The sequence below is a fragment of the Blastomonas sp. CCH1-A6 genome (assembly GCF_001556365.1).
GTDB lineage: Bacteria > Pseudomonadota > Alphaproteobacteria > Sphingomonadales > Sphingomonadaceae > Blastomonas > Blastomonas ursincola.
This window is the reverse complement of record NZ_LSIS01000388.1, coordinates 1-7,112: the sequence shown is the minus strand read 5'-3', so window position 1 is coordinate 7,112 and position 7,112 is coordinate 1. Positions and strand designations below refer to the sequence as shown.

Annotated in this window: 7 protein-coding genes; 5 read left to right on the top strand and 2 right to left on the bottom strand. The window is 64.9% G+C overall.

Annotated elements, in window-relative coordinates:
- The first annotated feature begins 60 nt into the window (after positions 1-60).
- The 5 genes from AX735_RS17810 to AX735_RS17790 all read left to right on the top strand — a co-directional run bounded on the left by AX735_RS17810 (position 61) and on the right by AX735_RS17790 (position 4,498).
- A complete protein-coding gene (locus AX735_RS17810; RefSeq protein WP_066282928.1) occupies positions 61-1,233 on the top strand; it encodes a carboxynorspermidine decarboxylase in 1,173 nt (390 codons plus the stop codon).
- Positions 1,234-1,365: 132 nt separating this feature from the next.
- On the top strand, positions 1,366-2,559 hold the full coding sequence (locus AX735_RS17805; protein WP_066282925.1) for a type III PLP-dependent enzyme: 1,194 nt from the start codon (positions 1,366-1,368) through the stop codon (positions 2,557-2,559).
- A gap of 80 nt (positions 2,560-2,639) precedes the next feature.
- A complete protein-coding gene (locus tag AX735_RS17800; protein WP_066282921.1) occupies positions 2,640-3,068 on the top strand; it encodes an MAPEG family protein in 429 nt (142 codons plus the stop codon).
- Positions 3,069-3,081: 13 nt separating this feature from the next.
- Positions 3,082-3,525, top strand: coding sequence for an MAPEG family protein (locus tag AX735_RS17795; protein WP_066282918.1), 444 nt, complete (start codon positions 3,082-3,084; stop codon positions 3,523-3,525).
- Positions 3,518-4,498 carry a carbon-nitrogen hydrolase family protein gene (locus AX735_RS17790; RefSeq protein ID WP_066282914.1) on the top strand — a complete coding sequence of 327 codons (981 nt, stop codon included), beginning with the start codon at positions 3,518-3,520 and terminating at the stop codon, positions 4,496-4,498. The genes AX735_RS17795 and AX735_RS17790 overlap by 8 nt, the downstream gene beginning before the upstream one ends.
- On the opposite strand, the gene AX735_RS17785 is transcribed toward AX735_RS17790, so the two are convergent.
- Both AX735_RS17785 and AX735_RS17780 read right to left on the bottom strand, forming a co-directional pair.
- A complete protein-coding gene (locus AX735_RS17785; protein ID WP_066282906.1) occupies positions 4,489-5,694 on the bottom strand; it encodes a class I SAM-dependent RNA methyltransferase in 1,206 nt (401 codons plus the stop codon). The genes AX735_RS17790 and AX735_RS17785 overlap by 10 nt on opposite strands.
- Positions 5,684-7,112: NAD(P)H-hydrate dehydratase (locus AX735_RS17780; RefSeq protein WP_446471834.1), on the bottom strand; the 1,429-nt coding region annotated here is incomplete at its 5' end. The genes AX735_RS17780 and AX735_RS17785, both read right to left, overlap by 11 nt.

Genomic DNA, 7,112 nt, shown 5'->3' with positions numbered 1-7,112 from the left:
GCCTTGGTTTCCATTGAATGTCTCCCCCTCTCCCCTCAAGGGGAGAGGGGGAGACATTCAATGGAAACCAAGGCCGGTGATCCCGGTGCCTTTCGGCATTTCGACCTGAACCGCGTACCCTCGCCCGCCTTTGTCGTGGACGAGGCGGCGGTGCGGCGCAATCTGGCGGTGCTCGCCGATGTGCGCGACCGGGCGGGCATCAAGATGCTCGCCGCGCTCAAGGCGTTCTCCTTCTGGCAACTGGGCGATGTAGTCAGCGACTATCTCGACGGCACCTGCTCGTCCGGCCTGTGGGAGGCGAAGCTCGCCTCGCATCATTATCATGGCGAGATCGCGACCTATTGCGCGGGCTACAAGGCCGAGGACCTGCGCGAGATCCTCAAGCTCTCCGACCATGTCATCTTCAACAGCCCCGGCCAGATCGCGCGATTCGCCCCGCTGATCGAGGAAGCGCGCATTGCGGGCCAGAGTTTCGACATCGGCCTGCGCATCAACCCCGCGCTGCCGCTGGGCGAGACCGAGAAATACGACCCCAGCCAGCCGCATAGCCGCCTCGGCCATCCTATCGACCAATTGCGCCCCGAGCATTTCGAAGGTGTATCCGGCATCCATTTCCACTCGCTGTGCGAGCAGGACCTGGTCCCGTTGCAGCAGATCTGGGCCAAGCTGGAACCCTTGCTCGAACCCTATTTCAACCAGTTGAAATGGCTGAATTTTGGCGGCGGGCATCACATCACCCGCGCCGATTACCAGCGCGACGAGCTGGTCGAGTTCCTAATCGCGGTCAAGGCACGCACGGGCTGCGACATCTATCTCGAACCCGGCGAGGCGGTTGCGCTAGATGCCGGCATCCTGGTGGGCGAGCTGCTTGATGTCTTCGACAACGGAATGAAGGTGGGAATCACCGACATTTCGGCGACCTGTCATATGCCCGACGTGATCGAGGCACCCTATCGCCCGGCGATGCTCGGCGAACGGCCTGACGCACAACCGATACGGCTCGGCGGGCCATCCTGCCTCGCCGGGGACATTATCGGCGACTACGGCCTGCCCGTCCCGCTCGAGCCGGGACAGCGCTTCGCATTCCTCGACCAAGCGCATTATTCGATGGTGAAAACCAATACTTTCAATGGCGTACCCTTGCCATCTATCTGGCTGTGGAACAGCGATGACGACAGCCTGCGCGAGATTGCCTCGTTCGGTTACGAGACGTTCCGCGATCGGCTGGGTTAGGATTTCGGTAGCAATTTTTCCCTTTACACGCGGGGCTGCGGACCCTATTTCGGCGTTCCGCTGCCCCAGGGGGACTTCCAATAACCGCAAGGCAGCCTTGTTGTTTGACTGTTTTTTTGGGGGTCCCTTGAGTTGCACGAATATCTTGATGCGCTGGAGCTGATTCAGGCTCTGAACCCGGCACAGCCGGTTACGCTGAACCGTCCGCAAGCGGCCACCCGCGCGGCGCGTTTCTTTGTTGATCGCTTTCCTGGCAAGTCGCTCTACGCGGTCAAGGCGAATCCCTCGCCCGACCTGCTGCGCGTGCTGTGGAACGCGGGGATCACGCATTACGACGTCGCCTCGATCGCCGAAGTTCGGCTGGTCGCGGGAACGCTGCCGGATGCGACGCTGTGCTTCATGCACCCAGTCAAGACCCCCGAAGCGATCGCCGAAGCCTATCACATTCATGGCGTGCGCGTGTTCTCGCTCGACAGCCGTGAAGAGCTCGACAAGATCGTCGCCGCCACCGGCGCGCCCGACGATCTGACTTTGTGCGTGCGCCTGCGTGTATCGTCCGAGCATTCGGAACTGAGCCTCGCATCGAAGTTCGGCACCGAACTGATCGATGCGCGCGAACTGCTGATGGCGACCCGCCAGGCAGCGGACAGCCTGGGCATCTGCTTCCATGTCGGCAGCCAAGCGATGAGCCCGCACGCTTATGTGCAGGCACTCGACCGCGTCCGCGCGGCGATCGTCGATGCCTCGGTCACCGTGGACGTGATCGACGTCGGCGGCGGCTTCCCTTCCGCCTATCCGGGCATGCAGCCCCCGCCGCTGGAAGACTATTTCGCGATCATCGAACGCACCTTCGAAAGCCTGCCGATCAGCTATTCGGCCGAACTGTGGTGCGAGCCGGGCCGCGCGCTCTGCGCCGAGTACAATTCGATCATCGTGCGCGTTGATCGTCGCCGCGGCGAGGAACTGTACATCAACGATGGCGCCTATGGCGCACTGTTCGATGCCGCGCATATCGGCTGGCGCTTCCCGGTCCGCTATCTCGGCACCCAGCGCAGCAGCACGACCGAGGATTTCAGCTTTTTCGGCCCGACCTGCGACGATATCGATTACATGGCAGGTCCCTTCCCGCTGCCCGCGGACATCAAGGCCGGCGACTATATCGAGATCGGCATGATCGGCGCCTATGGTGCGGCGATGCGTACCGGCTTCAACGGCTTCGGCACGAGCGAGCATTATACCGTCACCGACGAGCCGATGCAGTCCATGTACACCGGCGAGGCCCGCCCGCACTGGCGCGCCGACAATGTTGTCAGCATCAACCGCTGATCGCGCCAATCGGTTGCGATTGACAATCTAATAGCGCTGCCGCAGTTTCCTCCTCCGTAAAGCGGGGGAGGAACTGCTTCATGTCTGCCAATGTTCTGACGCCAGCCGCCGTGCTGGTGCTCTGGTCGCTCGTCATGCTCTTCTGGATGGCGGGCGCACGACTGCCCAATGCGAAGAAGCTGGGCGTCGATATTTCCAAGGCCGTCGGAGGGCGTGGCAGCGATCTCGATCCGATGCTCCCGCCGCAAGCCGCGTGGAAATCGCACAATTACGCGCATCTGATGGAGCAGCCGACCATCTTCTACGCCACCATCGCGATCGTGGCGATCGCCGGCGCAGGCACCGATGGCCTGAATGTCGCACTGGCCTGGGGCTATGTGCTGATCCGCATCGTCCACAGCATCTGGCAGGCCACCGTGAACAAGGTGCAAACGCGTTTCCTGCTGTTCCTAGCCTCCACCTTCTGCCTGATCGTGCTCGCGATCCGTGCACTGATCGCCACGCTTTGAGGGAGCCGCCACCATGATCCAGACAATTCTGCAACCCGTCGTCATCCTGCTCGCCTGGACCATGGTGATGTGGGCATGGATGTATGTCACCCGCATCCCGGCAATGCAGCAGGCGAAGATCGATGTCGCCAACCTGAAGGGCGGCACGGGCAAGGACCTCGATGCTGTCCTGCCGCAACCGATCCAGTGGAAAGCGCATAATTACAATCACCTGCTCGACGAACCGACAATCTTTTATGCAGTGTGCATCGTGCTGGCGATCATCGGCCATGGCGAAGGGATCAACGTCGCGGTCGCCTGGCTCTATGTCGCGCTTCGTATTGCACACAGCCTCGTCCAGGCGACGGTCAACCGCGTCGCCGTGCGCTTCCTGCTGTTCGCCTCGTCAAGCCTGTGCCTGATGGTGCTGATCTTCCACGCGGCGATCCCGATCTTCGACCTGCACCTACATGGCTGATCCGCGCCGCATCCGTGCGGCGATCGTCCAGGCCGCGCCTATTCCGCTCTCCGTGACGCAGGGCATTGCCGCCCTGCCCGCCCTGATTGAACCGGCGCTCGATCAGGGTGCGCAAATCATAGCCTTTGGCGAGACGTTCCTTGGCGGCTATCCGCTCTGGCTCGACGAAGCGCCGGGAGCGGCCTTGTGGGACCATCCGGGTACGCGCGCGCTGCATGCGGTGCTGCTTGAGGAAGCGATCCGCATCGGCGATCCGCGCCTCGCGCCGGTACAGGATCTGGTCGATCGCTCGGGCGCGCTGGTCAGCATCGGTGCGCACGAGCGCGTGCGATCGAGCCTCTACAACTGCCAATTGCTGCTGCGCCCCGGTCTGCAGCCGCTGATCCACCGGAAGCTGGTGCCCACGCATGGCGAGCGGCTGATCTGGGCGCGCGGCGACGGCTCGACGCTCGGCACGCACGCCGCGCCCTTCGGACCTGTGGGCAGCCTGATCTGCTGGGAGCACTGGATGCCGCTCGCACGCGCCGCGATGCACAACCAGGGCGAGGTGGTGCACATCGCCGCCTGGCCAACGGTGCGCGAGACTTACGCCATGGCCTCACGCCATTATGCCTTTGAAGGCCGGTGTTTCGTGCTGGCCGCCGGAACGATCCAGAGCCGCGACGATGTTCTGCTGGGCCTCGATCATTGCAACCTTGACACCACAGCCCGCAAGGCCGCGCGCGCACTGCTCGAGGCCATGCCCGAGGGGCAGTTGCAGTTCGGTGGCAGTGCGATCATCGCGCCCGATGCCATGGTGCTCGCTCAAGCCGGGTCTGGCCCCGAAACGCTGGTCGCCGATCTGGACCTTGCCAGCATCGGCCAGGGGCTGGCTGGGCTCGACACCGATGGCCATTATGCGCGCCCGGACGTGTTCGAGCTTCGCGTTGACACCCGCCCGCGCGATGGCGTTGTGTGGAGCGATCAGGGCTGACGGAGGAACAGGCTGGCCAGCTCGACATGCGTCGACCAGCGGAACTGACCCACCGGCCACAAGGTATCGAGCGCGAACCCGGCATCGCACAGGATGCGAGCATCGCGCGCGAAGGTTGCCGGGTTGCAGCTGACATAGCAGACCCGCCTGATCGACGATCCGGCGATGGCGCGCACCTGCTCCTCGGCCCCTGCGCGCGGTGGATCGAGCACCAAGCCTTCGAGCCGGTCGAGCATGTCGCGCTGCACCGGATTTCGGAACAGGTCGCGATGCTCGGTGAATACCGGCAGCTGGCGCGCATCGGCCACGGCCTTGAGTGCCAGGATCGCATCGCGCGCGGCTTCAGCGGCATAGATGCGGCGGCCCGGCGCGATCAGGTGGAAAGCGAAGCTGCCCAGCCCCGCAAACAGGTCCGCTACCATCCGGCAACCGTCCAGCGCCTCGCGCGCGGCCGCTGCCAGTCCTGCCTCGCCATCGCGCGTGGCCTGCAGGAAGCTCGCCTGCGGAAACCGGACCGCAATGTCGCCAAAGCTGATCGTGGCGGGCACCGGCTCGTACTGCGTTTCGGGTCCGAAGCCCTGGTCGATCGACAGCCGCGCCAGCTTCTGCGCCTCGGCAAAGCCGGAGAGCAGCTCGTGCTGCGCCAGTGTCGTCGGCGCGAGACCCGAGATCAGCACATCGACGCCCTGGTCTATCTCGGTCAGCTCGACACTGCCGGAAAGCCTTGATTCCGGCCATTTCACGATCAGGCCGCGCACCGCCATCATGACGTCATGCAGCCGTGGCGTCACGATCTCGCAGGCACGGATATCGACCAGATCCTGGCTGCCCTGCCCGGCAAAGCCCAACACCACCTGCCCGCCCTTGCGCACATAGCGCAATGAGGCTCGCCTGCGGCTGCGCGGTGGCGAGAGGTGCACCGGTCGAACGTCACGCGCGACAATGCCCTTGGCCGTCAGCGGCCCGGTGACGCGGTCGCGGACGAAATCGGCGAGCGCGGCATCGTCGACATGCTGCAGTTGACAGCCGCCGCACGACCCGAAGTGCGGGCATGGCGGCACCGCATGATGCGGTCCGGGCACGATGCTGCCATTAGGCGTGATCGTGTCTCCCGGAGCGGCTCCGGCGACATGACGGCCCGATGTGGTGACACCATCGCCCCGCGCAGCGATGCGCACGATCAGATCATCGCTCAAGGCAGGTCTCCAGCGCTTGCGGCAAGGCGTTGGCGAGCTGCAGCGCGCTGAACGCCGGTCCCGCGATATGCGCGGCGCGGTCGTGCAGCCAGCCTGCCTCGGTCATGGCGTCGAACGGCTGAGCATGGCCCGCAAGCCGCGCCGCCATGCAGCCGGCAAGCACATCGCCCGTGCCCGCGACCGACAGCCAGGAATAGCGGCGGTCGGCAATGACCGCGCGGCCATCGGGCGCGGCGATGACGGTATCCGCACCCTTGTAGAGCACGAACGTATCCAGCGTCCGGGCAAGCGCCTCGGCCCGAGCGACCTTATTGATCGCATCGGCACCGGTCTCGCCCGCGAGCACATCGAATTCGCCCTGGTGCGGGGTCAGCAGCACCGGCGCGCCCCGCCCCTTCAGGCTCGCGAAATAACCGGGCAGCAGATGCAAGGCATCGGCATCGACGATCAGCGGGTGCGGGCATGCCAGCGCGGTCTCGAGCAGCACGCGCGCCTGATTGTCCCGCCCCAGACCCGGGCCGACCACGACGGTGCCGATGCGCGAGTCCTGCAGCGCTTCGGCGACCGAGCCCGCGCCGTCTGTGCGCTGCCATACGATATCGGCAGGAAGCTGTGGCGGCGGATCGCCTGCGCCGATCAGCTTCACATACCCTGCCCCTGCCCCCTGCGCTGCATGTGCCGCGAGCAGCGCCGCACCCGGCATCGCGCCGACCAACACCGCGACCAGCCCGCGGCGGTACTTGTGCGAACGCGCATCGGGCGCGACAATCGAGGGCCGGGCGATTCTGCGCACCCTGGCGGCTTCGGTATCGACTCCGATCTCGATCAGGCTCAGCGCGCCGCAATCGCTCGCGACGGGCTCGAGCAGATGGGCATATTTCCACGCGCCCAGCGCCAGCACATGGTCGAAGCGCAGCGGCTCGTTGAGCCAGACCGCACGGTCGGCATCCGCCCCGCTGGGCAGATCGATCGCGAAGCTGCGCCGTGCCTGGCCGACCAGTTCGGCAAAACGATGCCAGACGGCACCGTCGAGCGGGCGTGTCAGACCGCTACCAAACAGGCAATCGACGACCTGCGTAGCGGGTTCGACCTCATCGAACATGGTGGTCTTGCCACCAAAGCGCGCCCGAGCATGGCGCGCAGCGTCGGTGCGCGGTTCGGACAATGCGGCAACGGTGACCCGCACGCCCTTTGCACGCAAAAACTCTGCGATAACATAGCCATCGCCGCCATTGTTTCCAGGACCGCACAGCACCAGCGTCGGCGTCGTGCCGCCGATCCGCCAGATCATCTGGCCTGCCCCCTCGCCCGCACGCTGCATCAGCGCATCGACCGAGACGCCGGTGTCGAAGATCGCCTGTTCGGCCACCACCATCTCGGCGACCGTCAGAACGGCTGATCCGCGATCAGCCACCGCC